The organism is Paenarthrobacter sp. A20 (genome assembly GCF_024168825.1).
Lineage (GTDB): Bacteria > Actinomycetota > Actinomycetes > Actinomycetales > Micrococcaceae > Arthrobacter.
Genome location: NZ_JALJWH010000001.1, coordinates 1218549 through 1244487 on the forward strand (window position 1 = coordinate 1218549; position 25939 = coordinate 1244487).

A 25939-nucleotide genomic window follows, 5' to 3' on the forward strand; every position below is an offset into this window, starting at 1 on the left:
TCCTCAGGACTAACGAGAGAGCAACTTGACACGTCCTTGAGGCGAAAGAGCAGCGGCTGGCCATCATTGGTGTCCTCTAGAAGACGCTCTTCCGGGCAGCGACTTTACTGCTGTGTGTGCGTGTAGGGATAACGGGACCTGCTTGCCGTTGTCCTATTCCAAAAGTTTGTCGAGTGAGCGCTGCTTTATGGCCCTCGCGTCGTTAAGGTGTCCTCATGGAGGATACGGTCAAAGAATTCTGCCTGGCCAGCGGCAAAGCAACCCTGCGCTTGGATGCCGCCGGGGTCCTGCACCTCATTTGGGCAACGAACGTTCCGATCCTTGCTGCAGACGCCATGGAGGTCGCCGCCGCGAGCCGTGAGCTCACAGAAGGCCGCGTCATAGCTCTGCTAGTCGAAGCCAACGGGAACCATTTGGCGTCAGGAGTCAGGCAACACGCACTGTCTTCCGTTAGTCCCTCAGCAGTCGCGATTGTCGGTGCAACCAGTATCGACCGTGTCCAAGCAGCGCGAATGGGCCGTAACAGCGACATCCCCCAGGCGTACTTCAACTCCAGAGAGTCCGCTCGGGAATGGCTAGCAGGGTTCGCTCGTGCGGATAACTAGGGCAGAAAGCAGGCTCACAAAGATGCCCAGGGTGTTGCCGCCCTGCTGGCACGTCCGCTAAAACTTGGTAGCCCCTAGAACTCGATGAGGTCATCGATGGCCGAGTGCAACCAGGCATCGAAGTCTTCGAATTCGCCACGGGCCTCCCACCCGGGGGAGGCGAAGTCGTGAACTATCGCGACCTTGCCGGTGTTCAAATCCCAGCAGGCAGTGTCGTCATTGTCCTGACGCCTGGCGAAGAAGATCAGCTTCCGGTCCGGATAGCGTACGGCCAGGCCACGGTTGCGGTCCCGGAGCCGATCACCGGTGAGGATCCACCACGGTTCCAGTTCGAACAGTTCCAGTTCCACGAGCCGCAGCAGTCCCCGCGGGTAAACGAAACCCTCAGGGAGCTCTTCAGCCGTCAACAGCAGCGGCGTCGGTGCCACATCCTCGACTTCGACTGTGCTCGCCACTTCCACGGTGATTTCTGGTTCGACAGTGCCCGCCGCTTCTACGGTGCTCTCTGTTTCAACAGCCAGGGCAGGGCCGTGGGCCTTCTTCCGAAATAATCCCATGCTCAGAGGTAACCACAACTTGGCGATGGTTGCCGACTGCTACATTGTTCCCGATGGGGGCGCACTGGGTACTCCCTGCACTCTTAGAGGGAACCCGTATGAGCCTTCAACTGCCGCGCCCAAGCGACTTACCTGCAGCTGCTGCTCCAACCGCGGACACGAAACAACTCCGCAGGGGACGAACCAGTGTCGGTATCGCCCTTCTTATTGTTGGTGCGTTCAACATCTACAGCATGATCTGGGCGTACTCGACCTACGGGTATCTTCTCGAAACCCTTACCGCGAGCCAAAAGAGTGAAGTCGTCGTGGCGGATGCTCTCGTTGTTCTTCTCATTCTGGCGCTGATCGGGGTGGGAATCTGGAACATTGTCGCCCGGAGAAGCACGTCGGTGGTGCCGCTCATCGCTGCCCTGGTCATTGCGGTGGTCAGCCTGGCGTCCGATCTCTTTAGCATCGTCGATACGCTCGAAGTCAACGGCAGTTTCCCGTACTTCATACTGTTCCTCCAGTTCGGCCTCATCGTGCAGACGATCCGACTCCTGCGGCTCAAGCCGGACGCTACTGAACCGGACTCCGGCCGTGGACAGGCCAGCCAGAACGTTGGATAAGGAACTGCGGGTCTTCTTCCATACGGCACTAGGTGTCTGGGGAGGTCCGGCCAGAGCCGCCGACAACTTCGCACGGCAGCACGGCTTTGACGACGCCGATGCCTTCACCGCATGGCGCCAGGACCTCATGGTGCAGCTGGAGGTCGGTGCGGCCCTTTCCCTGGCCGAGCTGGGACGGTTACTCCGGATCGCACGCATTGCCGTCTATGACGACTACTACGGGGCAGGCTGGGAGTGGATCCACGTCACGCCTTACAGCCAGGAGGAAGCTGAGCGACTGCTGCAGCGAGCAGAGACGGAACTGCAGGCACTCGGCAGTCAAAACTGACGCAGGAAAGCCCGCCGATGGGGGACCGGCGGGTGGGGATCCAGACGGCTGGACTTGACGAAAGGCTCCGCCAAAACACGAAGGGGCCGCATCGCCTCATTCATCGTCTCGGTCATCACGGAGCAATCCTGCCATGCTCGGGACAGCTCCCGGTTCTAGGTTTCGACGGGAGAAGGCATCACGGAGAAGTGCTGCCGGGCATCTGCAGCAAACTCGGGTCCGCCGCTGCTGGGGAGCCGTCGGCGCCACCAGGGGACGGTTTCGTCTCGTATTGCTGGGCCGGAGTTCAGAACGGCGGCGAAACGGGCATCGATTTCAGCGACAGCATCCGCGAAGACGGCAACTGCAGCGTCTTCGACCGGACCAAGCGAAGTCATTACCTTCTCGATCACGTACCGGACGCTGATGTCGTTTTCGTATTCGTAGATGTTCCCTTGGTACCCGTTCTCGCAGTCCTCCGTGAAGGCCGCCCAAGCCTCCAAGTAGGCAGCCGGTGACCATCCGGACCGTAGACCCTCTTCATTGGTCGCTGCAGCGAAGCGTTCCAGGAAGGTACTCATGATGACACCTTTGGGCCGGTAGTCATGCCCTCCTTTAGCTCGGCACCAACTGAGGCGGCGCTGACCTCGAGTAGCCCAAAATCACCTTCCAAGCGGTAGACGTTGTCTTCGATTGTGAAGGAGTCGATTCCGCCGTAATCGATCTCGTCGTTGGCGTCGATCGGCGGGTTGATGCGGCCCTGACCGCTCCATGAAATTTCTTTGACGCCGCTGAACACTAGGCGGCCTTTTCGGTAGGAGTACTGTTCTCCCGGCAGGGGAGAGGCGTACTGCGGGTGGCCTTCCCGGAGGACAAAGTCGAGCATGATGGAAAACCTGCCCGGGGTGGCCCGGACGTCCAGCACGAAACTGTCCTCCAGGTAGTACTCGGTGAGTGGCTCCAGGTCCCAGTACTGCATCAACAATTTCGCCCCGGCTTTCTGTGGGTGGGCCGGCACCCGGCGTGGCACTTCGGGACATTGCCCATCGGTTGGTCAGTTCTGATCGTGCGACCGAGCCTCATGGTTGAGTCTCGCTCTCAGCAGTCCTGACCGAGATCGCCCTGAAGGCGTACCCGTCCTGCTCAACGGCCTCCCACTCCAACTCCACGTTTTCGCCGGCAGTGAGCGACCGATAGCCGGCAACCTCGACGACACTGAAATGGGCCCAGCACCCGCCGGGAGTCGGTGCGGAGTCGATGACGCCCCATCCGTGTTCGTCGCTCCAGAAACGGACGACCCCTTGAGTTTTCATCGCACCAGTCTAGGTGCGTCGTGAAAGCAGTTTCGGAGCAGGGCAATAGCTGAGTAGCCAACCTGAGCGGACAGCGCACGCTCCGGCATGGGCACCCCTTCCCATGTTCCATGCCCCGCCCACGCTGATAGTTTCGCTCTATCCATTCAGGACTATTTGGGGGAGTAACCATGAAACGCAGAATTGCTGCAGCATTGCTCGGGTTGGGCATCGCCGGATCCACACTCGTCAGCGGTGCAATTCCCGCCCAGGCGGCCACCCTCAGGGTGTACACCTACGAGTCGCTTTCAACATGCAACCAGGCCGCTGAGTACTACGCACAGCGCGGCATCATCGTCCAATACTGCACTGTCATCACCACCGTCAACGGTGTGCCGGTCAAATGGCGTCTGATGTTCAACATGTAGGTACCGTCTGGCCCGTCACTGACTGCCAAGATGCCTTGACAGTAGAGGCGGACAAGCTCACCACGAGCCATGGCACGATATAGCGGCGGGCCAACCGTCCACAGGGCCATGACCGGTCCTCGGAGCATTGTGGTGTCCTTGACGAGCCCGGAGGGGTGGAAGACGGAAGTGACGACCACCCTGACCGCCATCCAGCAGGTCCGTCAAGCGTGCGACCTCACCGAACTCCGAACCGTGCGATACGCGCGGAAGGCCGGCCTGTCTTGGGCCGAGATCGCCACAGCCCTGGGGGTGACCCGCCAAGCAGCATGGGAACGATGGCATGAAGTCGACGAGACCCTGCCCAAGAATGATGCGTGGGGACCGTTCTCGCTCAACGACGAGGTTCCGGAGCGTTTCCTAGGAACGGGTCGAACGCCGCAAGGCGTTGAAGGCTACGTGTACTAACCCGGTAGCTTGGTGACGCGGCTGGCTGGGGAGGCGCCTTTGAGCGCGGTGTGTGGCCTGGTGTGATTGTAGTGCTCGATGAAACCGGGAAACAGGCTTGCCGGTCGGGTTTTGAGGTGTAAGGCCGGGCGTACGCCCATTCTTCGAGGAGGATGCGGTTGAAGCGTTCGACTTTGCCGTTGGTTTGGGGTCGGTAGGGCCTGGTGCGTTTGTGTCGGATCCCGGCTTCTTTCAGGACCTGGGCGAAGGTCTTGGACCGGTAGCAGGAGCCGTTATCGGTGAGCACCCTTTGGATCTTCACGCCGTGGGCGGCGAACGCGGCAATGGCGTTGCGCATGAAAGCTGAGGCGGTTTCCTTGGTTTCGTCGGGCAGGATTTCGGAGTAGACGTAGCGGGAGTGGCCATCGACGGCATGGTGGATGAACGTGTAACCACGGAGCAGGCCTCTGTTCTTGCGGGTTCCTTCAGCCAGATTCCGGGCCCGGGAGTTGGCCTCCCCGGCCACCCGGCCAAGGCTCTTATGGCCACCGCCATCGGGGATCCTGCCGAGCTTCTTCACGTCGACGTGGATCATTTCCCCGGGCCAGGCGTATTCATAATGGCGTGCGCGTTCTCGGCGGATCCTGATTCCGGTGGCACGGTCCGTGAAGCGCAGCGGTGGGCAGTGATAGCGGTGCAGGATCCGATGGACCGTGGAGATGTTCAAGTGCAGGTGGTAGGCGATCCTGGCCGGTCCCCAGCGCTTGGATGTCCGAAGGCCCACGACGCGATGTTCTGTCCGCACTGAACTGCGGTGCGGGCAGCTCAGCGGTCGGCTGGGACGGTCCTGCATGCCGGCTTCGCCGAGCTCGACATTGCGCTTGGCCCAGCGGGCAGCCGTTGGTACCGAAACGTTGAAGCGTTCAGCGGCCCGCCGCAAAGGTCAGTGGCCATCGACCACGCAGTGGGCGAGTTTTAGGCGGCCGGCAGGGGTAAGGATCGCGTTAGAGTGGGACACGACGACCTCCTGGTTTGTGTGTTTGCTCTCGACAAGCACCACACAACACCCGGAGGTCCTCTTATTGCGTCACATCAATCCGTGTCACCAACCTGCCGGGACACTACAGTTAGGCCTCCAGCACGTACGTCTTCAGGTCATCCAGCGTCTGCTGCATATGGGCGTCCATGGCGAGACGCGAGTCGTTGGGATTGCGTGACTCCAATGCGGCAGCAATTTTCCGATGATGGCCGATCGCGTGTTCCTGGATTTCCGGGAACGCAGAGGTCTCGGTGCGCCTGGCCTCGAGGACCCGGTGCAGCGGCTCAAACAGGACGGCCACGAACACGTTGCCCGAAGCGTGGAGGATGACGTCGTGGAAGGCGAGGTCTGCCTCCACAAAAGCTGCGAGGTCGTTGGCCTCATGGGCTGCCTGCATTTTTTCAACGTGTTCCTTAAGCGCAACCAGCTCGTCGTCTGAGATGCGCTCCGCCGCGAGTTCGCACGCACCGGTTTCGAGCATCCGACGGAGCTCAATGAGCTGGATCGCCGCAGCAGCGTCCTTGGTTCCCTCAGACGCAGCACGCAGCACAGCTTCCAGCGATGCCCACTGGTTCAGGGGATTCACAAAGGTTCCGCGGCCCCGCTCGACGCTCAGGATCCGCTGCGCCTCAAGGGTTTTCATGGCCTCACGCACGGTCATGCGGCTTACCTCGTGCTTGGCGCTGAGCTCCAACTCTCCAGGGACCACCGTTCCAGGCGGAAACTCGCCAGCGATGATCCGGTCCAGCAGCTCATCAGCCACGACGCCGACCAGCGACTTGCGTGCCATGTATCCCCATTCCTGTACTCCGGACCGCCCGACGCCCCGTGGATCTTCCCCTGGGGCGGGATGGTTGTCAGACATCTTACGCTGGCGGTGGCCAGCTCGTTCTCCAAAATTCGTGCAGTGTGTCGGCGCATTCTTGCGGCTGCTCCCAGTGGACGCTGTGACCCGCTCCGGGAATGGCCTTCAGGTGCCGATGTGGGCCGGCATCCACGAAGGCAGCCATATGGTCGATGGACCGCACACGGTCTGCGGTCCCGGCAATGACCAGCAAGGGCGCGTGGACGCGCCCGGGCACTGAAGGCTCGACGCCGGTCATTGCCGCCAACGCGCTCGCGGCCAGAACCTCGAACGGCGCGTCGAAGCCCTTGCTGAGCTGCTCCATCTCGTCCCCGGCCAGTTCCCCGTACCAAGCGTTCATCAACTTCGCCCTCGTGCCGGCGTCGAAGAATCCCTGCTCCAGCTGCGAGACCAGCAGGTTCTTGAATCCCTCGTTTGGTGGCGCCGGGACCATGCCCACCAAGGTCACTGTGGCAACCAGTTCGGGACGGGCTGCCGCCAAGGTCAAGGAGACGCTTCCGCCCATCGAGTGCCCCACGAGATGCACTGGGCCGGTTCCCCGGGCATCAAGTGCCGCTGCAACCGAGGCTGCTGCGGAGTCCAGCGTCCACTCATGGTGACCGGGTAATTCCTCTCCGGGGTGGTAGCCCGGGAGGTCAAGAATCCAGGCCGGCCTGCCGTCGTCGAGTAGTTTCCCTGCCAGTGGTTCCCAATACACCGAACCCGAAGCCCAGCCATGGATCAGCACCGCCGGGACATCGTCCGCAGCATTCCTGGGCATCCGCACATCCATGAAGGGAAGCGGAACCGCGCTGTCAGCCATGCACCCAGCCTAGTGACGGCGGGCACCTTGCGCAGCGAAGAGCCGTGTGTCACACTAGCATTCAAATGTTAGATGTCTGACATCTTACATTCACTAAACCGCTACACAGATTTCCCACGATGGAGTGCACAGTGACCCTTGAAGCAGACGTTCTGGCCGCCTTCCCGGCGGAAGTCCAGATTCCCGCTCACCTGGTGGCCGACGCCGTAGCAGCGTCCGCAGCCACCACCCCGCGCGTGCTGGTTGTCCTCGACGACGACCCCACGGGAACGCAGTCCGTGGCGGATCTCGCCGTGCTCACCCGCTGGGAGGTGGAGGATTTCACCTGGGCCTTCACCCACATCCGCGAGAACCAGACCAAGCCCGCCGTCTACGTCCTCACCAACACCCGCAGCCTGGACCCGGCCGAAGCCGCAGCCCGCAACGAGGAAATTGTGCGCAACGCCCTGGCCGCAGCCGCCAGCGACGGTACTGGTCCTCGGCTGCGCCTCGGTTTCGTGAGCCGCAGTGACTCCACCCTCCGTGGCCACTACCCGCTGGAACCGGACGTCATCGCAGCCACTGTTGCAGCCGAAACCGGCGAAGCAACCGACGGCGTGGTGATTGTTCCCGCTTTCCCCGACGCCGGCCGCGTCACCATCGGCGGCGTGCACTACATGCGCGGCACCGGAGAGGATGCCGGCTCCCTCACTCCCGTTGCCGAGACGGAATTCGCCAAGGACGCGAGCTTCGGCTTCGCCAACTCCGAGATGGCCAAGTACGTGGAGGAGAAGTCGCACGGCCGGTTCCCCGCCAGCGACGTCATCGTCCTGGACCTGAACATCATCCGCGCCGGAGCCTCCGCGCAGGACCCCACCATCTCCGCCAAAGCCATCGCCGACGCCCTGGAATCCGCCACCAACTCCACGCCGATCGTGGCCGACATCGTCACCGAGAACGACTTCCGCGCCCTGGCTCTTGGCCTCGAGGAAGCCGAACGCCGCGGCAAGAAACTCCTCTACCGCGTGGGCCCGCCGTTCGTCCGCGGCCGCATTGGCCAGGAAATCCGCACCGCGCTGACCTCCGAAGAAGCCTTCGCGGGCAACACCCCGTCCACAGCGGGCGGCTTGATCGTGGTCGGCTCCCATGTGGGTGTCACCACGCGCCAGCTCAATGACCTCACAGCCGCGCATGGCTCGGCACGGACCATCGAGATCGACGTCGAGAAGCTTCTCGAAGCCGAAGCCGATGCCTATATCGAAACCGTCGTGTCCGACGTCGTCGATGCCCTCCGCCAGGGCGACGTGATCGTCCACACCAGCCGCCTGCTCATCAAAACCGACGACGCCGCAGCGAGCCTGAAGATCGCCCGCACCGTTTCGGCCGCCGTCGTCACCGTCGTGAACCGCACCCTGAAGACCTTCCCGCCGCGGTTCGTCATCGCCAAGGGCGGCATCACGTCCTCGGATGTGGCTGCGCACGGCCTGGAAATCCGCCACGCAATTGTCCGCGGCCCCATGCTGCCGGGCATCGTCTCGCTCTGGGAGCCGGTCGACGGCCCCGCCAAGGGCATCCCGTACATCGTCTTCGCGGGCAACGTCGGCGACGACCAATCCCTCACCCAGGTCACCCGCAAACTCAGCGCCACCTTCTAGAACTCCCGGCCCCAAAAAATTCAATGGAGAACACCATGACCAGCAGCAACTACACCGTCACCGTCCTGGGCCTCGGCGCCATGGGCCTGCCCATGGCAACCCGCCTCGCGTCCGAGCTCACGGTCCACGGCTTCGACATCGCCGAGCCGCGCCTGGAACTCGCGGCAGCAGCCGGCATCAAGACTTTTGCTTCCGCCCGCGAAGCTTCGAATGGCGCTGATGCGCTGCTCCTGGCCGTCCGCAACGGCGAACAGCTCAACGATGTCCTCTTCGGCGAGAACGGCGTGGCTTCGGTCCTGAAGCCGGGCGCCGTCGTGATCCTTGGCAGCACCGTCGGCACGGAAGCAATCCCGGCCACGGTGGAAAAGCTTGCAGAATACGGAGTGGCCCTGGTGGACGCTCCGCTGTCCGGCGGCCCGAAGCGTGCCGGCGAAGGTGACCTGCTGATCGTTGTTGGCGCCGAGCCGGAAGCACTCGGGAAAGCCCGTCCCGCGCTGGAACTGCTGGCCTCTACCCTCAGCATCGTGGGCGACAAGCCCGGCGACGGCCAGGCACTGAAGACCGTCAACCAGCTCCTGTGCGGTGTGCACATCGCTGCCGCTGCCGAGGCCATGGCCCTCGCCGACGCCCTCGGCCTCGACCAGGCCAAGACCCTCGCTGCCCTCGAAGCCGGAGCCGCTGGTTCCTTCATGCTCTCCAACCGCGGCCCGCGCATCCTCGAGGCCTACACCGAAGACGGCGCCGAGGTGCTCAGCCGCCTGGACATCTTCGTCAAGGACATGGGCATCGTGGGCAAAGCCACCCGCGCCGCAGGACTTGCCGCTCCCGTCGCCGCCGCCGCTGAACAGCTTTACCTTCTCGGCCAGGCCCAGGGCCTCGCCGCTGCCGACGACTCCGCCGTCATCAAGGTTGTTGCGCCCTCCAAGCGCACCGCCTAACCACCCCCAACAAAGAACCCGCGACGACGGCGGTCCCCCCTTCGCCGTCGTCGCCACCTCCGCCGGTCTTCTCTAGACTGGTATGTCAAAGGAGACACCCCCAATGAATCCCCTCGTCAACTCGCTGATGGTTCGGGCGGCCGATGCCCCCGCCATCAAGCCCGCAGTGGAGCTGGGAACACCGCTTCTGCTGACCATCGCCGCGGCAGGGATCGCCCTGTTGCTGGTGCTGATCATCCGATTCAAGATCCAGGCTTTCGTTGCCCTGCTGGCCGTCAGCATCCTGGTGGGCGTCGCAGCCCAGATCCCGCTCAAGGACATCTTCACCGTAGTGACCACCGGCGTTGGCAGCACCATGGGTAAGGTCGCTCTGCTGATCGCCCTCGGTGCCATCCTTGGCCGCATGATCGAGGTGTCCGGTGGCGTCCAGTCGCTGGCCACCCACTTCACTGACAAGCTCGGCGCCAAGCGCGTTGCTGTCGCCTTGACGGCGGTGGGCTTCCTGGTGGCCATCCCTGTGTTCTTCGAAGTCGGCGTGATCGTCCTGGTCCCGATCGTCTACGCCTTCGCCAAGATCGCGAATGTCCACCCGATCAAGTTCGGTTTGCCCATGGCCGGCATCATGCTGTCCATCCACGTCGCGGTCCCGCCGCACCCGGGCATCGTGGCCGGTGCCGGCGTCTTCGGCGCGGACATTGGACTCATCACGATGATTTCGCTGATCATCTGCATTCCCCTCGGGTTCCTGTCCTACTGGGTTGCCAGCATCATGAACCGCAAGGATTACGAGCTTCTCCCGGGCGTGAAGCAGCAGGTGGAAGAATTCGGTTCCGAATCCCTGGTCCACGTTGGCCACGACGGCCCGGGCGCCCGTGCCATCGCTCCACCCCGTCCCGGCCTGATCATGTTCCTGATTGCCGCCCCGATCGTCCAGATCCTCCTCGGCACCGTCGGTACGCTGACCATTGCCAAGGACAACTACTGGTACGGCGTGGCCGCGTTCATCGGCAACCCGTTCTTCGCGCTGCTGGTCGCCGTCGCCCTGTCCTTCTTCCTGCTGGCGGTCCGCCGTAACTGGTCCCTCAAGGAAACCGGGGAGATCTTCGAAGGGGCCCTGCCTCCCATCGCCTCCATCCTCATGGTGGTTGCCGCAGGCGGTGTCTTCGGTGAAGTCCTCCGCACGTCTGGCATCGGTGCCGCACTTTCGCACACCCTGGACAGCCTTGGGCTGCCGGTGATCGTGCTCGGCTTCATCATCTCCCTGGCTCTGCGCGCCGCACAGGGTTCGGCCACCGTCGCCATCGTGACGACCACCGGCCTGCTTACGTCCGCGGTCATGGAGGGTGGCTACTCGCCGGCCCAGATCGCCGTGATCGTGATCGCCATCGGCTTCGGCTCGCTGGGCCTGTCCCACGTGACTGACGCGGGCTTCTGGACCGTTATCCGGTACTACGGCCTCACGGTTTCCGACGGCCTCAAGACCTGGACCGTCCTCACCACCATCCTGGGCCTGGCCGGCTTCGCCCTGACGTACGTCGCCTGGATCCTGGTGGGAGGCCTGGCCCACTGATGCGCACCAAACTCGACCAGCTGGTCACCTCTGCACTGGCCTCCGGCTCCGCCGTTCCGGCCTTCACCTGCTACGACTTCACCACCGCACTGGCTGTTGTTTCGGCTGCGGAGGAATCCCGGCTTGGAGTCATCCTGCTGGTGGCCCCGAAGACTGCCTCCACTCCGAACGGGCTGCGTCTCATCGCAGCCCTCCGCGGCCTTGCCGATGACGCCGGCGTTCCGGTCTCCGTGCAGCTCGACCATGCCTCGGACCTGCAGGTCATCCGTGATTCCGTGGCTGCCGGTGCGGACGCGGTGTTGGCGGACGGCTCGTCCTTGCCCTTCGAGGACAACATCGCCCTGGTCCGCGAAGTCCGTGCCGTGCTGGACGCGCAAGGTGCCTCCGACGTCGTGATCGAAGCGGAGCTTGGCGGCCTTGCGGGGGATGAAGACAAGGCGTTCGGTACCGATGATTCAGCGCACGACGCCGGCGCTTCAGTTGCGGGGCTCACTGACCCGGCGCAGGTGGCGGACTTCGTTGAACGAACCGGCGCGCAACTCCTGGCCGTTGCGGTGGGGAACGTGCACGGCAAGTACAAGGGAGTGCCCAACATCCGCTGGGACGTGCTGCAGGACGTTGCCGCGCGCACCGACGTGCCGCTGGTGCTGCACGGCGCATCGGGAATCCCCGCCAGCGAGCTTGCCAAGGCTTCGTCCCTGCGGGTTGGCAAGGTCAACTTCAATACTGAGCTCCGGACCGGAATCCTCTCGACTCTCGAAGCTGAAACTGCGGCGCACCGCGCGGACGGCGAGAATCTCCAGGGTCTGCTGGCGCGCTGGAACGGTTCGGCCGCGGCATTCGCGGGCGCCACGCTGGAGCTGCTCAGCGCCTGAGTCCCGCCGCATCACCGGCACTGTACGTCAGGGAGGCTAGGATCAAACCATGATCCTGGCCTCCCTGATTTTTGCCCTCTTTGCGGCATTGCTGCACGTGTATATCTTCACCATGGAGTCCATCACATGGACCAAGCCCAAGACCTGGAAAACGTTCAGCATCACTTCCCAGGCCGACGCGGAAACTACCAAGCCGCTCGCGTACAACCAGGGTTTCTATAACCTGTTCCTCGCCATTGGTGCACTGATTGGCATCATCGCCGTCTGGGCTGGGTCACCCCAGGTCGGCTGGACCCTTGTCTTCAGCAGCTGCGGTTCCATGCTCCTGGCAGCCTTGGTGCTCGCAGCGAGCGGCAAAAAGTATCTCCGGGCAGCGACGCTGCAAGGCACCACTCCGCTGCTCGCGGTCGTGCTCGGGGTGCTGGCGATAACGCTGGGCTAGTGCTCCGGGGGACCGGCCTGCGCTGCAGCTTCGTCCATCCAGAGGACTTCCCAGTGGTGGCCGTCCAGGTCGCGGAATGCCCGGCTGTACATGAAGCCAAGATCCTGGGCGTCGTACGTTTCGGATCCGCCGGCCTCAAGGGCCTTGCTGGCCAGAGCGTCCACGGATTCTCGGCTGTCGGCTGAAATGGCGACGATTGCCGCCGTCGAGTTTTTGGTGTCTGCGATGGGCTGTTTGGTGAACTGGCTGAATTTGTCGTGGGTCAGGAGCATGGCGTAAATGGTGTCGCTGAAGACCACGCAGGCGGCTGTCTCGTCGGTGAAGTTCGGGTTGATGGAGTAACCAAGTGCTGCGTAGAAGGCCTTGGAGGCCTCGAGGTCGCTGACGGGCAGGTTGACGAAAATGGACGTAGTCATGCGTCTGATCCTGCCGGTGTTTTTGCGCCCCGTCCAGACCCCAAACACCAGTTGTGGATTCCGCTAAGGTGCTTCCCTCCACAGCGGAAGGGGCACCACGGACAAACTGCGTCCGCTTCCATCAAGCAGGTGGCCCAAGCGCTTGTAGGTTCGGACTACCGCCTGCCGGGAGATCACTGTGCTGCCCGGTGCGCGCTCTGCCAGTTCCCGTTCGAACGCCTGGGCCTCCAAGTAGTCGCGCACCCACAAGGTGACCACCATATTTTGCGTGCCCAGCACTTGGGCACAAAGACGACAGTTGCTTTGTGCCGCGAAATAGCGGCCCACTTGGTCAACGAATTGCGCCGGGATGTTGAGCATGAGCGTGACCTCCCGCAGGCCCCTGTTCGCTGCAGTAGAGGCATCGCACCTCAGCGTGACGTAGCCGGACGCCAGAAACCGCTCCACCCGGCGTCGTGCTGTTTGCGGTGAAACGCCACAGGCGACGCCCAGGTCGGCCCAACTGGCGCGGCCGTCCTTGGCGAGTTCCTCCAGCAGCGCGGCGTCCAATCGATCGAATGAGTAGCCTGCGGGCGCGGCCTTGGACTGCGACGAGACCTGTCGAGCGCGAGCGGGTTCCAGCGTTCCACTGCGCCATTCGGAGGCCTGCCGGTACAGCTTGGTGACGAAAACGACCTCGCGGTGCGTAACCCCCGGAAGCTTCGGAAAGGAGTCGGTGACAATGTCCATCAGTTCGTCGTGGCTCGACGCGAAGCAATCAATGAACACATCGTGCGAGCCGCTGACCATCGAAACCGTGCCGAAGGCCGGCTCCGCGCACAGCCGTTGGATCAGTGCCTCGGTTTCGCCGGGCAATGACGAGAGTTGGATGAAAGCGGACCAACCTGCGTTGAGGTAGCGCTGCCCGGGAGACGGTGTGATCCATGCCAGCCGGTCCCCGGCCAGGGCTTGCCAGCGCCGCGCAACGGTTGGGCCGGACAGCCCCAGCGCATCCGCCACCCGGCTCCATTCCGCACGCGGATTGATCTGGAGTGCATTGAGGATTTCCAGGTCCAACTCGGTGATCATGGATGATTCGTTCAATATTCGCTGCCTCGTGTTGTTTTCAAACAATCTGGAGGTCAGTGTAATCGACCGCCCTAACGTTGTGACTCGCATCACCACCAGCGAATCCGGCTGAACCAACCGGCACAACACCCAAGGAAACACATGGCAAGCAACACAGCACCTCCTGCGGCGGCGGCCACCACCCGCAGGGCCATAGCGGGCATGATCCTGGCAATGGCGCTCATCGAGTCGCTCAGTGGCGTCACCCAGGGGTACTTGAACCCCATCCTGCCCGCGCTGGGACCGGTCTTTGAGATTGACGACCCCACCATCAACGGCATTTTCCTCATCTCCAACGTCAGCTTCGCTGTCCTGACCCCCATCATTTCCAGGCTCGGCGACAGCTACGGTTACCGCCTTGTGCTCCGCTGGTCCACCGGTGTGGTGACTGTCGGCGTGCTGCTCATGGCGTTGTGGCCATCGCTGTGGACAGTGACCCTGGGCGTCGTCATGCTCACCTGCGTGGTGGGCTTCATCCCCCTGATGATGGGAATCCTCCGCGTTACGAGCCCCGCCGACACCCGCACGGGTGTCAGCGTCATGATCGGCATGCTCATGATCATGGTGGGTGCGGGTGGCTTGCTCGCCGGGATTGTTGGCGTCACGGATCCCACCCTGGGGTTCTGGGTCGCTGTGCCATTCGCGGTGATCGCCTTGGTTTGTTCCTTCTTACTGCCCGACGCCGGGATCCCGACTCGTGAGGGCATCGCCTTGGCCCCGCTGTTGGCGTGTTCGCTCGGTCTCATAGCCTTTGTTGTAGCGCTCTCCATGGCTCCTGAATGGGGATGGCTGGACGTCCGCACGCTGGGGGCCGGCCTGCTGGGACTGGCACTGCTGGCCTCCTGGGCCAGGCGCGACTACAGCGGTGGTGCCGGCAGCCGGTTCATGGACCTGCGTATGCTCGCCAATCCCCGGATCCGGGTCATTTCCCTGGCAACGTTCTTCTTCGGCTTTGCCTCCATCAGCTACTTCGGCACCAACGGGATCTTCCTGCATTCCAACCCGGACAAGACCGGCTACGGGTTTGGCCTCAGCCCCCTGATGATTGCGATCGTCCTGGCTTTGGCTTCTGTTCTTTCGCTGGTGTCCTCATTGTTGACGGCACGTGCTTTGCGGCGTTTCGGTGAGCGGGCCACGCTCGTTCTTGCCGGGGTCATGCTCGCAGGCGGATTCCTGGTCATGATGCTCGCCCATGGTTCCTTTGCCGGCTACTGCTTCGGCTTCGCGATGTTCAACCTGAGCCTGGGGATGTACCAGGCGGGAACCCGCTCCCTGTCGGTGGAAGGCGTTCCCTTGGAGGAGACCTCCACGGCCGCGGGGCTCAACGAGCTGGCGTTGTCGGTAGGCATCGCAGTGGGAGCGGCAGTCGTCAAACTGTTGTCATCAGCGTCCGTCGAGTCCGGGCGCATCACCGAAGCCGGGTTGTTGACTATCTGGGGAACCTTGGCCTTCGCCGCCCTGATCGCTGCAGCGGCCAGCGCCCGCTACCCGAAGCTACAGCCTGTCGGGGTGACCGCATGAACGCCGGGGTGGACAGCCTTCACGCAACTCTGGACAGCCTTCACGCAACTCTGGACAGCCTTCACGCAACTCTGGAGAGCACAGTGCAGCGCTGGAGGACGGAAATTCTGGACCTCAGCCACGCCATCCACGCTGATCCGGAGCTTGGCGGGGAGGAGTTCCGCGCCGTCAAACGCGTACAAGAGTTGCTCCGAAAAGCCGGATTCACTTTCGATGAAGAGCAGCCTGCGCAGCCAACGGCCTTCAGCGCGAGATACGGCAGCGGCGAACTGGTGGTGGCGCTCTGTGTTGAATACGACGCCTTGCCGGACATCGGGCATGCCTGCGGCCACAACGTCAACGCGGCCGGCGCAGTGGGGGCAGCTTTGGCATTGGCCGCCGTGGCCCGGGAGCTGGACATCACCGTCAAGGTGTTGGGGACGCCGGCGGAGGAAACCACCGGAGGCAAAGTGGACCTGATCGAGGAGGGCTTCTTCGACGACGTTTCGCTCGCCATGATGGTCCACGCCGGCGCTGCGGATGTAGTGGGTGGCTCCTCGTTGGCGATGTCCATGTGGGAAGTGCTTTTCGAAGGGCGCCCGGCACACGCTGCAGCGGCACCTTCTGAGGGTGTCAACGCCTTGGACGCGCTGGTGGTCGCGCAGCTGGCCATCGCTTTGGCGAGGCAACAACTCCCGGCTGGATCGGTCGTGTCCCTTATCGTCACCGAGGGTGGCAGCGCGGTCAACGTCATCCCTGAGCGGGCACGGGCGAGCGTGGAAATGCGGGCTCCCGGAATCGGCCAGCTGCGTCTGATCCAGGACAAGGTCCGGCGATGCTTGGAAGCCGGCGCCCTCGCGAGCGGTTGCACAGTGCAGGTGACCCCGAAGGGCAACGATTATGCCGAGTTGCGACAGGATCCGTTCCTGTCCCAGGCCTACCGGGAAGCGATGCAGGCCAAGGGAAGGGATGTTGCCTTCAATGCCGATCCTGTGGCTTCCACGGACATGGGCAATGTTTCGCAAGTGGTGCCATCCATCCACCCGGTTGTCGGCTATGACGTACGTGGCGCCGCGCACCACACAGCGGAGTTCGCCGCATTCGGTGCGTCGGCAGGGGCGGACGCAGCAGTCTTGGAAGGGTCGTTCGGGTTGGCGGCAGCGGCAACCGCGGCGGCCCGGGACCCGGAACAGAGGAGGCGGCTGCTCCGGGGTGGGCGGGACAACTAGTCCGGTCCGCTTGCTGGCCCCGGCCCATGACCGGGCGGACAATGGACTCAGCACGCGGGTGCGTGCCTCGTAGGGAGAGCCATGGAGAGGGACACGTATCCTGCGGTCAGGGCAGTAGCGGCTGCGCGAAGGGATCCGGCGATCGATCTTGTCCGTTTCACCTGCCTGCTGGTGGTGGTGGCATGCCACTGCATGATGGTCAGTTCTGTTCTACACAAGGACGGGACGGTCACCACGGAGAACGTCCTCATGGATCAAGGCTGGTTTGTTCCCGTTGCCTGGGCGCTCATGATCGTTCCATTGTTCTTCGTCCTTGGCGGTGTGACGGGGCTGCAGTCGTGGCGGCGGTTGAAGGCCCGCGGCGGTACCGGGTTCGACTTCGCCCAGCTTCGGCTCCTGCGCCTGGTCCGTCCTGCCATGGCACTGCTCGCTTTCATGTGGGGAGGGCTGTGGGTGGCGCTGCTGCTTGGTGTCGATCCCCAAGTCATCCAGCTCATGACCGCCGGCGCGGCCATGCCCCTGTGGTTCCTGGCGGCGTATCTCACGGCGCAGCTCAGCGTTCCCCTCATGGCACGGTTTCACCAACGCGCACCGATCCTGACCTTCGCGGCCTTGGTGGTCCTCATCGTCACCGTCGATTCCCTACGCGGCACTCTTCCCGTGCTCGCGTTCAGCAATCTGGTCTTCGTGTGGTGCGCGGTCCAGCAGCTGGGATTCCTCATGGCCGACGGCTTCTTCGAACAGCGCAGCCGCACCTGGCTGGTAGGTGCCGTTGTTTCCAGCAACTTGCTCCTGGGCCTCGTGACCGGCGTGGCTGTCTATCCAGGGAACATGGTGGTCAATATCAACCCGCCCAACCTGTGCCTGCTCTTGCTGGGCATCTCGCAGGCCGCATCACTCCAGCTGCTGAAAAACGTCATTGGTTGGCTCGCAGGAGTTCGCTGGATCCAGTCGATGATTGCTGTCGCCGGGCGCCGATCCATGACCGTTTACCTGTGGCATCTGCCGCTGCTGGTAGGTATGTCAGGGCTGCTGTTGCTCACCAACGTCCCCAAACCCCTGGCCGGGACCGCGGAGTGGTGGTGGGCCCGAATCCCCGTCTTCTTCGCCGTCGTCAGCCTGCTCGTTCCGGTGGTGTGGCTTTTTGGCCGTCTGGAGAACCGTCCGACGGCGGCCAGCCACGCCCGTGGTCCCTCGCGTATCGCTGTGGTGACGGCCGCCGTCGTGGTCTTTATTCCGGTGGCGGACGCAGCGTTCAACGGTTTGACGCTGGCGCTGCTGGGTGGGGGAGCGGCATGCTTTGCCCTTTCAGTCCTTTTGCTTGGCAGGGTTCCGACGCCCGTATTGCCGCCATCGCCCGACGTTAACGTCCTGAAGCGTCAGGAGGGTCAGTCGCCCACGTTGCCAGAGCCAGGTTTAAGTGCCAATCTCGAACCATGACCGAGTACACGGATTCACTGGCAGAGTCTTTTCGCCCTGGCGTCACTACGGTGCGCAATGACAAATTCCACCGCTATGAGCTGCACGTAGACGGCGAACTGGCCGTGATTTCCCAGTTCCTGGACCGGCCCGGTCACATCGATTTCATCCATACCGAAACGAAGCCCCAGTTCAATGGCCAAGGCCTGGCTAAAGTGCTGGCCCATTTTGCTTTGGACGATGTGGTGGCGTCCGGCAAGCGCATCATTCCGCATTGCCCGTACATCGCTGCGTACCTGAAAAAGCACGAAGGCTACGAGCAGGATGTCGACTGGCCCGCCGAGAAGCCGGTGGGCGAACCGGACAACGAGTAGTGCCTAGGCGGGCACCGGCTGCCCGGGGTCCTTACTGCGCCTTCGCGGCTGTTCGGCCCTGTCGGACGGGAACGGCCAGTCCCTCCGCGTACCGCTGAGGGAGACGATTGCGTCGTGCTCATCGGAAACTACCTGGCCGCGGCATGTCGCGCGGACCTGCATTGCGCTGACCAGGCTGCCGCCATGGACGTGGTCGGCGTCCGTAACCAGGTAGGAAAAGCTCCGCATCACGGATTGTCCGGGAGCCAGGCGGCGGATCCGTAAGTCACGCTCGACGGGTTCTGCCGTATAGGACAGCATCTCCATGCCCTCGTTGGTGAAGGAACGGGGTACAAGCGTCACGTCCCGCAGGTGGCTTGGGGAGTCGTTGGTGATCCACGCTGTGAAGATGACGGTATCGCCCGGAATGGCCACGGGCCTGTCAGCTCCATAGACCAGGGCAACATGTCCCGCATTGATCTTCCTGGCGAGGACGGCCGAACGGAGGGGCGGCACTACGCGAACGATGGTGTTCTGTTGCTGCGCGGCGTCCTTATGGATGGCACGCATCAGTTTCAGGAAGGGGCGGGGGCGCTGGATGTCCATGGTTCCTCGATTCGCACCAGGGGGATTGGAAGGTCACGTCATATACGTGGGGCGCGAGGCGGAATCGTGATGCGAAAGCAGGAGTTCTCTACAGGCAGGGAACGCTCGATTCAAGTCAAACAGTTTCTGATGTCACACTATTGTTTATGGATCAAGTATTTGCGGTAGGCGCTGATGGGGCGTCACCAACTTTGGCGATGGCCTCCGACAGCGATCCCCAGATCATTTCATTGGTGCGCCAGGGCGTCACGAACGCCTTCGATGTGCTCTATGAGCGGCATGTGAAGGTCGCCCACTATGTGGCTCGTGCCCAATCGGACAACCCCAGCGATGCCGATGACGTCGTCGCCGAGGCCTTTGCCTCCATCTTCCAACTGCTGACAGAAGGCAAGGGGCCCAAGGAGTTCTTCCGGTCCTACCTCCTGACAGTTGTGCGGCGTACCGCCCACGATCGGAACCGCAAGGCCCGCCGCATGCCGGTGGCGGATGATGAGACGCTTCTCGATGTGGCTGTCCTGGATGACGATCCCGTCCTCAGCGACCTCGAGTCGAGCATCATGGCCAAGGCTTTCAAATCATTGCCTGAGCGTTGGCAGGCCGTTCTTTGGCACTTGGACATCGAAGGCCTGAAGCCCGCAGCGGCTGCCCCCTTCGTGGGGCTTACCCCCAACGGTGTTTCGGCATTGGCGCTAAGGGCCCGGGAGGGCCTGCGCCAGGCTTACCTGCAACAGCACATCAGCAATACGGTTGACGAAGCCTGTGACGAATATGCCAGCCAATTGGGGAAGTACGCCCGCAATGCGCTGAAACGGACGTCGAAGGAAAGGGTCGGCAGTCACCTGGAAGGCTGCGCCAAATGCACGGCTTTGTTGCTTGAACTCAATGACGTCCAAAGCGGCATGCGCGCCATCCTGTTCCCGTTGCTCACGGGGATCACTTTCACCCCGGCTGTTGCTGCAGCCATTGGCTTCGGAGGAACGGCTGCAGGCACGGCCACGGGCGCAGGAAGCGCTGCGCCGGGCAACGTCGCCACGCACGCGTTCGGCAGCGTCAGCAAAGTATGGAAGTTGACCGCTGCCATTGTGCTGGGTGTGGTCGCGTTGGCTGCAGCTCTGGCATGGATTCTTCAGCCAGACCCGGCTTCGCAGTCCACTGTCACTTCCGAAGCGACGTCCGACGTCCCGCCGGTGAAGGAATCGGTTCCCACGGCGACGCCCAGTCCCACTGCGTCGCAAGCGCCAGAGCCGGCACCCCAGCAGGCGTCGAGCCCTCCCGTGGAAGCGGCACCGCAGCTTCCCGCCGTCGTGGTTCCTCCGGTGGCGCCGTCGCCGCGAAGTGCCGTCGTAGTCGACTCCGGGACCGTAGTGTCGACGCCCGGAGCCACGGCCTCGACGCCCACGGCGCCCACAACCCAAACGGTTGACGCCGCGTTCTCGGCCTCCCAGGGCTCGATTCCAACGGAACGGGAACTGCAGGTGCAGTTTTCGCTTCAAGGTGAGGGCGTACCGACAAGCGGTGACGTGCTGTTCACCCTTCCGGACCAAGCGACCTTTGTGGCGGGACAGACCGTTGCCCCAGCTGGATGGACATGCGCCAACGATTCTTCGAGCGTCCGCCAGGTTCGTTGCGCCACTGATTCCCTGGCCAACAACGGCCTCGCGTTCACGCTGGGAATTGCCATGCCTGCTTCCGCCGGGAGTGGAACGTTGAACTACCGGTTCACCGGGCAGGGCATCGTCACCAAGAACTTCACCAACACCTTCCACTAGGCGCCTTCCGCGTGGTGCAGGTGACCCGGTTTTCGCTACGCCAGCGGGCTATGACCGGCACTTTCACGAGCCCGCGGTTGGCATTCCAGGCCCGGCAGAACCTGCCCGGGAGTCGCCTGGCCAGAATTTCTTGAATATTTTTTGAAATTTCTCAGATTTTCGCGTCACGAACACGCGACTTCTTCCACTGGAGTACTGGCGAGAAGCCTAGCTCGATGCCGGTTCATGCTGTGGACCGGCCTCTTGCGTGACCACTAGAAGCGAGAAAACCCGTGAAACACGCACGTTCACAGAAGCTGTTGGCGGCAGTTGCCGCCGCAGCGATCATGTCGCTGTGGATGGGTGGCGCCGTAGCGCCGCCAGTCTTGGCCACCACGCCCGGCACCCCTGGCGTAGCCCAGCCAGGCACCCCCGTCTACACGGAAGACTTCTCGAACCAGAATGCCACCGCTGGTGCCGTCAGCATTCTCAACTACGCGGGCGGCCCCGCCGCAGCCAAGGAGATGTACACGGCTGATACGCCCTACACTCCCGCTGGCGGACAATGCGACGGCTGGATACTGAACTCCCTGACCCCGCTGCCAACCTCCGATACCGGCTGCCTCAGGAACCAGCCCGACGGCTGGGGCCAAATCCAGCAAATGTCGACTGCCCTTGGCTTGGCGCAAGGGCAAACGGCAGCGCAGGCCGCCAGCAACCAGTCGCTCTCCGAGTACACCAACAGTGCCTCGGGAATCATTGCGCCGGGTGTCCAGTTCCGGACCAAAGCCAACACTATTCCCGCGATCGCGGGCCACTACTACGCCGTATCCGGCTACTTCGCCCAAGTCAATTGCCACGCGGCACACGCCAGTGAGACCTTCAGCCTTCTCATCAACGGCACACGGCAAGTGCTCAGTACAGGGCTTGACCCCTGTGGCGGCAGCAATCTGGCAAAAGTGCAGGTCACCAAGCTCCAATCGGCTGCCTACCAGATTCCCGCAGGCACAACCCCCTCCCTCGGCCTTGAGCTAAGGAATGAGGCCACCACCGGATCCGGTAACGACGTCGCCTTCGACCTCCCGCAGATTGTGGACGTCACCCCCCAAGTGGACAAGTCCTTCCTGCCCTCCCTCATCGCACCTGGCGGGACCTCCACCGTTACCCTGACGGTGACCAATACGGATGACCTGAAGGCCAAGAACGACTGGTTTATCACGGACACCCTCCCGGCAGGAGTGGTTGTCGCCGGTACTCCCAACATCGGGGGCACCTGTGTGCAAGCCTCGGGAACCAATCCCTTGGTGCGGACGGCGGTGGCTGGAAGCAACACCATTTCTGTCGCCGGCGGTGACATGGCGTTGGGGATGACCTCATGCACCATCACCGTAGATGTCACGGCCGCCGAGGAAGGAACGTATGTCAACGGTCCCGCCAACATCGCGACCAACCTCAATCCTCCGGCAAACGCCACTCTCATCGTTCGTGCACCTCGCCTCCAACTGACCAAGGCACTGGACGCCCCGAGACTGCTGGATTCGGATCAATTCACCGTTGAAATCCGTACGGGTTCAGCCACAGGACCGATTGTCAGCAACACCGCCAACGCGACCACCACGGGTACGGGTTCCACCGTTACTGCCGGTACGGGCATGACCGGCGAATACGTGGCCAACGCAAACGCCACCTACTTCCTGACCGAGTCGGGTGGCGCCAACCTGGCCAGCTATGACAGTGCCATCACGTGCCTCGACGCCAACGGACTGCAGGCCGAACTGCCCAACGGTGATGCTTTTGATGGTTCGCTGGATCTGGTGCCCGTTGCCGGCGCCGATATCAGCTGCGTGCTCACCAACACCGCCGTCCCGGCACCGGAGATGGAGTTCAGCAAGTCCGCCGACTCGTCCGGCATCCGGAATCCGTCGGTTGTGGGTGACCGGATCACGTACACCTTTACGTCCAGGAACACCGGAAATGTGCCGCTGACCGGCGTCACCATTAATGACCCGCTGGATGGCCTGTCCGCACTGACTTACACCTGGCCGGGCACGCCGGGTACATTACTGCCCGGGGAGACCGTCACCGCCATGGCGACCTACGCGATCACCCAGGCGGACATTGGCGCGGGTCATATAGCCAACCTGGCAACCACCACGGGTAATCCTCCGACAGGTCCCCCAGTCACCCCGCCGCCCGCAGCAACCGATACTCCGTTGACACCTGGTCCGGCCATGGAGTTCAGCAAGTCAGCCGACGCTTCCGGCATCCGGAATCCGTCGGTTGTGGGTGACCGGATGACCTACACGTTCACGTCCGCGAACACCGGGAACGTGAAACTGACGGGTGTGGTCATCGATGATCCGCTGGCCGGTCTCTCGGCGCTGGTTTATACGTGGCCGGGAACTCCCGGCGAACTGCTCCCCGGCCAGGCCGTCACGGCCACGGCAACATACGCGATCACACAGGCTGACATTGAGGCCGGCCACGTCGCGAACAGCGCCACGACGACTGGTACTCCACCCACCGGTCCGCCAGTCACCCCGCCGCCCGCAGGAACCGATACTCCGTTGACTCCTGGTCCGGCCATGGAATTCAGCAAGACTGCTGACGCTTCAGCGATTCAGAATCCCTCTGTTGCAGGCGATCTGATGACCTACACGTTCACGTCCGCGAATACCGGGAACGTTGCGTTGACCAACGTGGCCATCAATGATCCGCTGGTGGGTCTCTCGCCGCTCACTTACGCATGGCCGGGCACCCCGGGCGAGCTCCTCCCCGGCCAGGCAGTGACTGCCACCGCAACGTACGCGATCACGCAGGCTGATATCGACGCCGGCCATGTCGCCAACAGTGCCACGACCACTGGCACTCCACCCACCGGTCCGCCAGTCACCCCGCCGCCCGGAACGACGGATACCCCGTTGACCCCGAAGCCTGCGATGGAGTTCAGCAAGTCTGCAGACGCTTCGGCAGTCCGGGACCCTTCAACGTCTGGCGACGTGATCACGTACGCCTTCTCCACGAAGAACACCGGAAACGTCACGTTGAAGGATGTTGCCATCACCGATCCGCTGGCTGGCCTGTCTGCGTTGACCTATACCTGGCCTGGTGTTGCAGGGACCCTGTTGCCCGGTGAAACCGTGACGGCTACGGCAACGTACGCCATCACACAGGCTGATATCGACGCAAGTCATGTCGCCAACAGCGCCACGACCACTGGCACCCCGCCGACGGGTCCCGCCGTCACGCCTCCTCCGGGCGAAACGGACACCGCGCTGATCACGGCTCCTGCGATGGAGTTCAGCAAGACCGCTGTGGCACCGGCAATCGACAGGCCGTCGAAGGTGGGTGACGTGATCACCTACGATTTCACGGCCAGGAATACCGGCAACGTGAAGCTCGCCAACGTGTCCATTACCGATCCGCTGGCTGGTCTCTCGGCGTTGACCTACACCTGGCCTGGTGTTGCAGGGACCCTGATGCCCGGTGAAACCGTGACGGCTACGGCAACATACGCGATCACACAGGCTGATATCGACGCCGGCCATGTCGCCAACAGCGCCACGACCACGGGCACTCCGCCCGCCGGTCCGCCGGTAGGGCCTCCTCCGGGCGAAACGGACACCCCGCTCACGCCGGATTCCGGCGTGGAGTTCACCAAGACAGCGGATGCTTCAGCAGTGGGAGACCCCACCCAAGTGGGTGACATCATCACCTATAAGTTCAAGGCAAAGAACACTGGGAACGTGCCCATAACGGACGTCGCTGTCAACGATTTGATGCCCGGCCTGTCGGACTTGGCTTACGTGTGGCCCGGTGCTGCCGGGACCTTGCTGCCCGGCCAGATGGTGACTGCCACGGCTACGTACGCAATCACCCAGGCGGACATCAACGCCGGCAGGGTCGCCAATTCGGCGACCGTGACGGGTACGCCTCCGGCGGGACCCCCTGTCACCACTCCACCTGCAAGTGTTGTTGTGACGTTCCCGCCGGTGGTTCCGAACCACTCTGGAGGCCCACTGGCCAACACGGGAGTTGTCCTCACCGTGCTGCCTATCAGCCTCCTGGTTGTTGGCTCGGGACTGTTCCTGTTCCTCGTTGGACGTCGTCAGCGTTCCGAGGCGTAGGACAAGAGTGCGCGGCACCCGGGGCCCCAACCCCGGTTGCCGCGTATTTTCCTTGAACTCACAAACGTGAACCCACAAAACTGGAAAGAACCAGGTAGTCATCACATGAAGAAGACAGTCGCGTGTATTGCGGGCGTGCTTGTTTCTGCAACTGCACTTGCAGGTTGCTCGTCGTCCTCAAGCAGCGAGGCGGGGACGCCGCCGTCGTCAACGACAACCCAGGCCGCTACGACAGGCGAGGCAAGACCGGCCAACCCCGGCACGGGCATCATTGGGGCCACCAAGATGACCTCCTGCGATACAGCGCCTGGAAAGGTGACGGCAAAGGGGACCGTGACTCCTCCTGAGGGAACCAAAGGCACGGTCAAGATCACTGTCAGCTGGGTGGATCCGACAACCTCGGCCGTCCTGGCCCGGGGTGAGCAGACCTTCGAGGACGCCGCAGCAGGCGAGGCCCTTGACTGGGTCGCGAACGCAGAGGTGACCAGGCCTGCCACGGCGCTTAAGTGCGTTCTGGGGGCCACGGTCCTGTAACTGGAACCAGGAAGGCGCGGCCGATCGGGTATCTACTACCTGGTCGGCCACTTTTTTTGCCACTGAACCGCGTGCCACAAGAGGAGAGCAGCGGTGATCAGGATGGAGCCCAAGAGCGCATATGGTGCGTTGGAGAAGATCATGAAGTTCAGTTGGGCCGACTCGGCGGACTGGACTGGTATAGGACCCGCAACCGCGCTCATCGCCGCAGTAAGTGCCCACATTCCGAACCACGCAAGGCCGGCGTCCAGAACCCACAACGCAATGATGAACGGGTTGACCGGGAAGCGCTTGCGTTCCGGGCCTGCGGTCTCCGGCACATGGGGACTGACGGCCTGCACGGCGTTGCCATGTTCGTCGATTTCGCGGAAGCCGATGCGCTCGTGAACGTGGTCCTTCATGTGGTCCCCCAACCGTTGGCAGTGGATAGTCCTTGCACTCTACTACTCCAGGCCCCCTGGGAGGCGGGGCCCAGCACATGGCCCGAGGACGACACTCCGTGGCCGAAAAGA

27 protein-coding genes and 1 pseudogene are annotated in these 25939 nt (G+C 62.9%); 17 read left to right on the forward strand and 11 right to left on the reverse strand.

The genetic code is table 11. The features are described from left to right. The first annotated feature begins 215 nt into the window (after nt 1-215). Nucleotides 216-605: a hypothetical protein gene (locus J3D46_RS05865; RefSeq protein ID WP_231340800.1), complete on the forward strand. Its 390-nt coding sequence runs from the start codon at nt 216-218 to the stop codon at nt 603-605. Between the two features lie 74 nt (nt 606-679). On the opposite strand, the gene J3D46_RS05870 is transcribed toward J3D46_RS05865, so the two are convergent. Beyond that, a complete protein-coding gene (locus J3D46_RS05870; protein WP_231340801.1) occupies nt 680-1162 on the reverse strand; it encodes a hypothetical protein in 483 nt (160 codons plus the stop codon). Nucleotides 1163-1260: 98 nt separating this feature from the next. On the opposite strand from J3D46_RS05870, the gene J3D46_RS05875 reads away from it, so the two are divergent. Both J3D46_RS05875 and J3D46_RS05880 read left to right on the forward strand, forming a co-directional pair. Next, nucleotides 1261-1770, forward strand: coding sequence for a hypothetical protein (locus J3D46_RS05875; RefSeq protein WP_231340802.1), 510 nt, complete (start codon nt 1261-1263; stop codon nt 1768-1770). Beyond that, nucleotides 1742-2098 (forward strand): hypothetical protein, encoded by a 357-nt coding sequence (locus J3D46_RS05880; protein ID WP_231340803.1) that lies wholly within the window; start codon nt 1742-1744, stop codon nt 2096-2098. The genes J3D46_RS05875 and J3D46_RS05880 overlap by 29 nt, the downstream gene beginning before the upstream one ends. Before the next feature lie 155 nt (nt 2099-2253). Here J3D46_RS05880 and J3D46_RS05885 read toward each other — a convergent pair whose 3' ends face one another. The 3 genes from J3D46_RS05885 to J3D46_RS05895 form a co-directional block, all read right to left on the reverse strand. After that, on the reverse strand, nt 2254-2658 hold the full coding sequence (locus tag J3D46_RS05885) for a hypothetical protein (protein WP_231340804.1): 405 nt from the start codon (nt 2656-2658) through the stop codon (nt 2254-2256). Continuing rightward, nucleotides 2655-3056 carry a hypothetical protein gene (locus tag J3D46_RS05890; RefSeq protein ID WP_253465693.1) on the reverse strand — a complete coding sequence of 134 codons (402 nt, stop codon included), beginning with the start codon at nt 3054-3056 and terminating at the stop codon, nt 2655-2657. The genes J3D46_RS05885 and J3D46_RS05890 overlap by 4 nt, the downstream gene beginning before the upstream one ends. 100 nt (nt 3057-3156) lie before the next feature. Continuing rightward, nucleotides 3157-3390, reverse strand: coding sequence for a cold shock domain-containing protein (locus J3D46_RS05895; RefSeq protein ID WP_231340806.1), 234 nt, complete (start codon nt 3388-3390; stop codon nt 3157-3159). Nucleotides 3391-3560: 170 nt separating this feature from the next. Between J3D46_RS05895 and J3D46_RS05900 the strand changes: the two genes are divergently transcribed. Both J3D46_RS05900 and J3D46_RS05905 read left to right on the forward strand, forming a co-directional pair. Then, nucleotides 3561-3797 carry a hypothetical protein gene (locus tag J3D46_RS05900; RefSeq protein ID WP_231340807.1) on the forward strand — a complete coding sequence of 79 codons (237 nt, stop codon included), beginning with the start codon at nt 3561-3563 and terminating at the stop codon, nt 3795-3797. A gap of 168 nt (nt 3798-3965) precedes the next feature. Further along, nucleotides 3966-4244: a hypothetical protein gene (locus J3D46_RS05905; RefSeq protein ID WP_253465696.1), complete on the forward strand. Its 279-nt coding sequence runs from the start codon at nt 3966-3968 to the stop codon at nt 4242-4244. Here the strand turns inward: J3D46_RS05905 and J3D46_RS05910 are convergent. From J3D46_RS05910 to J3D46_RS05920, 3 genes and pseudogenes are all read right to left on the reverse strand, one after another. Further along, nucleotides 4241-5241 (reverse strand): annotated as a pseudogene (locus tag J3D46_RS05910) (IS481 family transposase). The gene J3D46_RS05905 and the pseudogene J3D46_RS05910 overlap by 4 nt on opposite strands. Nucleotides 5242-5350: 109 nt before the next feature. Continuing rightward, nucleotides 5351-6052, reverse strand: a complete 702-nt coding sequence (locus tag J3D46_RS05915; protein WP_159704310.1) for a FadR/GntR family transcriptional regulator — start codon at nt 6050-6052, stop codon at nt 5351-5353. A gap of 76 nt (nt 6053-6128) precedes the next feature. Continuing rightward, complete coding sequence (locus J3D46_RS05920) at nt 6129-6929, reverse strand: alpha/beta fold hydrolase (RefSeq protein ID WP_253465700.1); 801 nt, start codon at nt 6927-6929, stop codon at nt 6129-6131. A 131-nt stretch (nt 6930-7060) separates the two neighbouring features. Between J3D46_RS05920 and J3D46_RS05925 the strand changes: the two genes are divergently transcribed. From J3D46_RS05925 to J3D46_RS05945, 5 genes are all read left to right on the forward strand, one after another. Continuing rightward, entirely contained in the window at nt 7061-8563 is a 1503-nt protein-coding gene (locus J3D46_RS05925; protein WP_253465703.1) for a four-carbon acid sugar kinase family protein, read from the forward strand. 35 nt (nt 8564-8598) lie between these two features. Beyond that, complete coding sequence (locus tag J3D46_RS05930) at nt 8599-9501, forward strand: NAD(P)-dependent oxidoreductase (protein WP_231340811.1); 903 nt, start codon at nt 8599-8601, stop codon at nt 9499-9501. Nucleotides 9502-9604: 103 nt separating this feature from the next. Beyond that, nucleotides 9605-11071, forward strand: a complete 1467-nt coding sequence (locus J3D46_RS05935; protein ID WP_231340812.1) for a GntP family transporter — start codon at nt 9605-9607, stop codon at nt 11069-11071. Further along, nucleotides 11071-11946 (forward strand): class II fructose-bisphosphate aldolase, encoded by an 876-nt coding sequence (locus tag J3D46_RS05940; RefSeq protein WP_253465705.1) that lies wholly within the window; start codon nt 11071-11073, stop codon nt 11944-11946. Before J3D46_RS05935 ends, J3D46_RS05940 begins: the two co-directional genes overlap by 1 nt. 49 nt (nt 11947-11995) lie before the next feature. Then, entirely contained in the window at nt 11996-12388 is a 393-nt protein-coding gene (locus J3D46_RS05945) for a DUF1304 domain-containing protein (RefSeq protein ID WP_231340814.1), read from the forward strand. On the opposite strand, the gene J3D46_RS05950 is transcribed toward J3D46_RS05945, so the two are convergent. Together J3D46_RS05950 and J3D46_RS05955 are read right to left on the reverse strand one after the other, a co-directional pair. Next, nucleotides 12385-12804, reverse strand: a complete 420-nt coding sequence (locus J3D46_RS05950; protein ID WP_231340815.1) for a VOC family protein — start codon at nt 12802-12804, stop codon at nt 12385-12387. The two genes, J3D46_RS05945 and J3D46_RS05950, sit on opposite strands and share 4 nt — an antisense overlap. Nucleotides 12805-12867: 63 nt before the next feature. Then, entirely contained in the window at nt 12868-13872 is a 1005-nt protein-coding gene (locus J3D46_RS05955; RefSeq protein WP_253465708.1) for an Lrp/AsnC family transcriptional regulator, read from the reverse strand. Between the two features lie 141 nt (nt 13873-14013). On the opposite strand from J3D46_RS05955, the gene J3D46_RS05960 reads away from it, so the two are divergent. The 4 genes from J3D46_RS05960 (at nt 14014) to J3D46_RS05975 (ending at nt 18433) form a co-directional block, all read left to right on the forward strand. Next, nucleotides 14014-15432 (forward strand): MFS transporter, encoded by a 1419-nt coding sequence (locus tag J3D46_RS05960; protein WP_253465711.1) that lies wholly within the window; start codon nt 14014-14016, stop codon nt 15430-15432. Then, the gene (locus tag J3D46_RS05965) at nt 15429-16640 is read left to right on the forward strand and encodes a M20 family metallopeptidase (protein ID WP_253465713.1); all 1212 of its coding nucleotides are present in this window, start codon (nt 15429-15431) and stop codon (nt 16638-16640) included. The genes J3D46_RS05960 and J3D46_RS05965 overlap by 4 nt, the downstream gene beginning before the upstream one ends. Before the next feature lie 81 nt (nt 16641-16721). After that, nucleotides 16722-18080, forward strand: a complete 1359-nt coding sequence (locus J3D46_RS05970) for an acyltransferase (RefSeq protein ID WP_253465716.1) — start codon at nt 16722-16724, stop codon at nt 18078-18080. Next, complete coding sequence (locus tag J3D46_RS05975; RefSeq protein ID WP_231340820.1) at nt 18077-18433, forward strand: GNAT family N-acetyltransferase; 357 nt, start codon at nt 18077-18079, stop codon at nt 18431-18433. The genes J3D46_RS05970 and J3D46_RS05975 overlap by 4 nt, the downstream gene beginning before the upstream one ends. A gap of 3 nt (nt 18434-18436) precedes the next feature. Here the strand turns inward: J3D46_RS05975 and J3D46_RS05980 are convergent, their stop codons facing one another. After that, the gene (locus J3D46_RS05980) at nt 18437-19018 is read right to left on the reverse strand and encodes a hypothetical protein (protein ID WP_231340821.1); all 582 of its coding nucleotides are present in this window, start codon (nt 19016-19018) and stop codon (nt 18437-18439) included. Nucleotides 19019-19164: 146 nt separating this feature from the next. Between J3D46_RS05980 and J3D46_RS05985 the strand changes: the two genes are divergently transcribed. The 3 genes from J3D46_RS05985 to J3D46_RS05995 all read left to right on the forward strand — a co-directional run bounded on the left by J3D46_RS05985 (nt 19165) and on the right by J3D46_RS05995 (nt 25427). Further along, a complete protein-coding gene (locus J3D46_RS05985) occupies nt 19165-20787 on the forward strand; it encodes a sigma-70 family RNA polymerase sigma factor (RefSeq protein WP_253465718.1) in 1623 nt (540 codons plus the stop codon). 326 nt (nt 20788-21113) lie between these two features. Further along, nucleotides 21114-24893: a hypothetical protein gene (locus J3D46_RS25075; RefSeq protein ID WP_374110833.1), complete on the forward strand. Its 3780-nt coding sequence runs from the start codon at nt 21114-21116 to the stop codon at nt 24891-24893. 105 nt (nt 24894-24998) lie between these two features. Further along, nucleotides 24999-25427, forward strand: a complete 429-nt coding sequence (locus tag J3D46_RS05995; protein WP_231340824.1) for a hypothetical protein — start codon at nt 24999-25001, stop codon at nt 25425-25427. 35 nt (nt 25428-25462) lie between these two features. Here the strand turns inward: J3D46_RS05995 and J3D46_RS06000 are convergent, their stop codons facing one another. Next, nucleotides 25463-25828 (reverse strand): hypothetical protein, encoded by a 366-nt coding sequence (locus J3D46_RS06000; RefSeq protein WP_253465724.1) that lies wholly within the window; start codon nt 25826-25828, stop codon nt 25463-25465. Nucleotides 25829-25939 lie beyond the last annotated feature (111 nt).

Bases quoted from the DNA above. Each gene is read 5' to 3' on its own strand.
- J3D46_RS05865 (WP_231340800.1), top strand. From the start codon at position 216: ATGGAGGATACGGTCAAAGAATTCTGCCTGGCCAGCGGCAAAGCAACC.
- J3D46_RS05955 (WP_253465708.1), bottom strand. From the start codon at position 13,872: ATGATCACCGAGTTGGACCTGGAAATCCTCAATGCACTCCAGATCAAT.
- J3D46_RS05870 (WP_231340801.1), bottom strand. From the start codon at position 1,162: ATGGGATTATTTCGGAAGAAGGCCCACGGCCCTGCCCTGGCTGTTGAA.
- J3D46_RS05985 (WP_253465718.1), top strand. From the start codon at position 19,165: ATGGATCAAGTATTTGCGGTAGGCGCTGATGGGGCGTCACCAACTTTG.
- J3D46_RS05890 (WP_253465693.1), bottom strand. From the start codon at position 3,056: ATGCAGTACTGGGACCTGGAGCCACTCACCGAGTACTACCTGGAGGAC.
- J3D46_RS05895 (WP_231340806.1), bottom strand. From the start codon at position 3,390: ATGAAAACTCAAGGGGTCGTCCGTTTCTGGAGCGACGAACACGGATGG.
- J3D46_RS05915 (WP_159704310.1), bottom strand. From the start codon at position 6,052: ATGGCACGCAAGTCGCTGGTCGGCGTCGTGGCTGATGAGCTGCTGGAC.
- J3D46_RS05920 (WP_253465700.1), bottom strand. From the start codon at position 6,929: ATGGCTGACAGCGCGGTTCCGCTTCCCTTCATGGATGTGCGGATGCCC.
- J3D46_RS05885 (WP_231340804.1), bottom strand. From the start codon at position 2,658: ATGAGTACCTTCCTGGAACGCTTCGCTGCAGCGACCAATGAAGAGGGT.
- J3D46_RS05975 (WP_231340820.1), top strand. From the start codon at position 18,077: ATGACCGAGTACACGGATTCACTGGCAGAGTCTTTTCGCCCTGGCGTC.
- J3D46_RS05875 (WP_231340802.1), top strand. From the start codon at position 1,261: ATGAGCCTTCAACTGCCGCGCCCAAGCGACTTACCTGCAGCTGCTGCT.
- J3D46_RS05945 (WP_231340814.1), top strand. From the start codon at position 11,996: ATGATCCTGGCCTCCCTGATTTTTGCCCTCTTTGCGGCATTGCTGCAC.
- J3D46_RS05935 (WP_231340812.1), top strand. From the start codon at position 9,605: ATGAATCCCCTCGTCAACTCGCTGATGGTTCGGGCGGCCGATGCCCCC.
- J3D46_RS05950 (WP_231340815.1), bottom strand. From the start codon at position 12,804: ATGACTACGTCCATTTTCGTCAACCTGCCCGTCAGCGACCTCGAGGCC.
- J3D46_RS25075 (WP_374110833.1), top strand. From the start codon at position 21,114: ATGTCGCTGTGGATGGGTGGCGCCGTAGCGCCGCCAGTCTTGGCCACC.
- J3D46_RS05900 (WP_231340807.1), top strand. From the start codon at position 3,561: ATGAAACGCAGAATTGCTGCAGCATTGCTCGGGTTGGGCATCGCCGGA.
- J3D46_RS05930 (WP_231340811.1), top strand. From the start codon at position 8,599: ATGACCAGCAGCAACTACACCGTCACCGTCCTGGGCCTCGGCGCCATG.
- J3D46_RS05960 (WP_253465711.1), top strand. From the start codon at position 14,014: ATGGCAAGCAACACAGCACCTCCTGCGGCGGCGGCCACCACCCGCAGG.
- J3D46_RS05940 (WP_253465705.1), top strand. From the start codon at position 11,071: ATGCGCACCAAACTCGACCAGCTGGTCACCTCTGCACTGGCCTCCGGC.
- J3D46_RS05970 (WP_253465716.1), top strand. From the start codon at position 16,722: ATGGAGAGGGACACGTATCCTGCGGTCAGGGCAGTAGCGGCTGCGCGA.
- J3D46_RS05995 (WP_231340824.1), top strand. From the start codon at position 24,999: ATGAAGAAGACAGTCGCGTGTATTGCGGGCGTGCTTGTTTCTGCAACT.
- J3D46_RS06000 (WP_253465724.1), bottom strand. From the start codon at position 25,828: ATGAAGGACCACGTTCACGAGCGCATCGGCTTCCGCGAAATCGACGAA.
- J3D46_RS05980 (WP_231340821.1), bottom strand. From the start codon at position 19,018: ATGGACATCCAGCGCCCCCGCCCCTTCCTGAAACTGATGCGTGCCATC.
- J3D46_RS05965 (WP_253465713.1), top strand. From the start codon at position 15,429: ATGAACGCCGGGGTGGACAGCCTTCACGCAACTCTGGACAGCCTTCAC.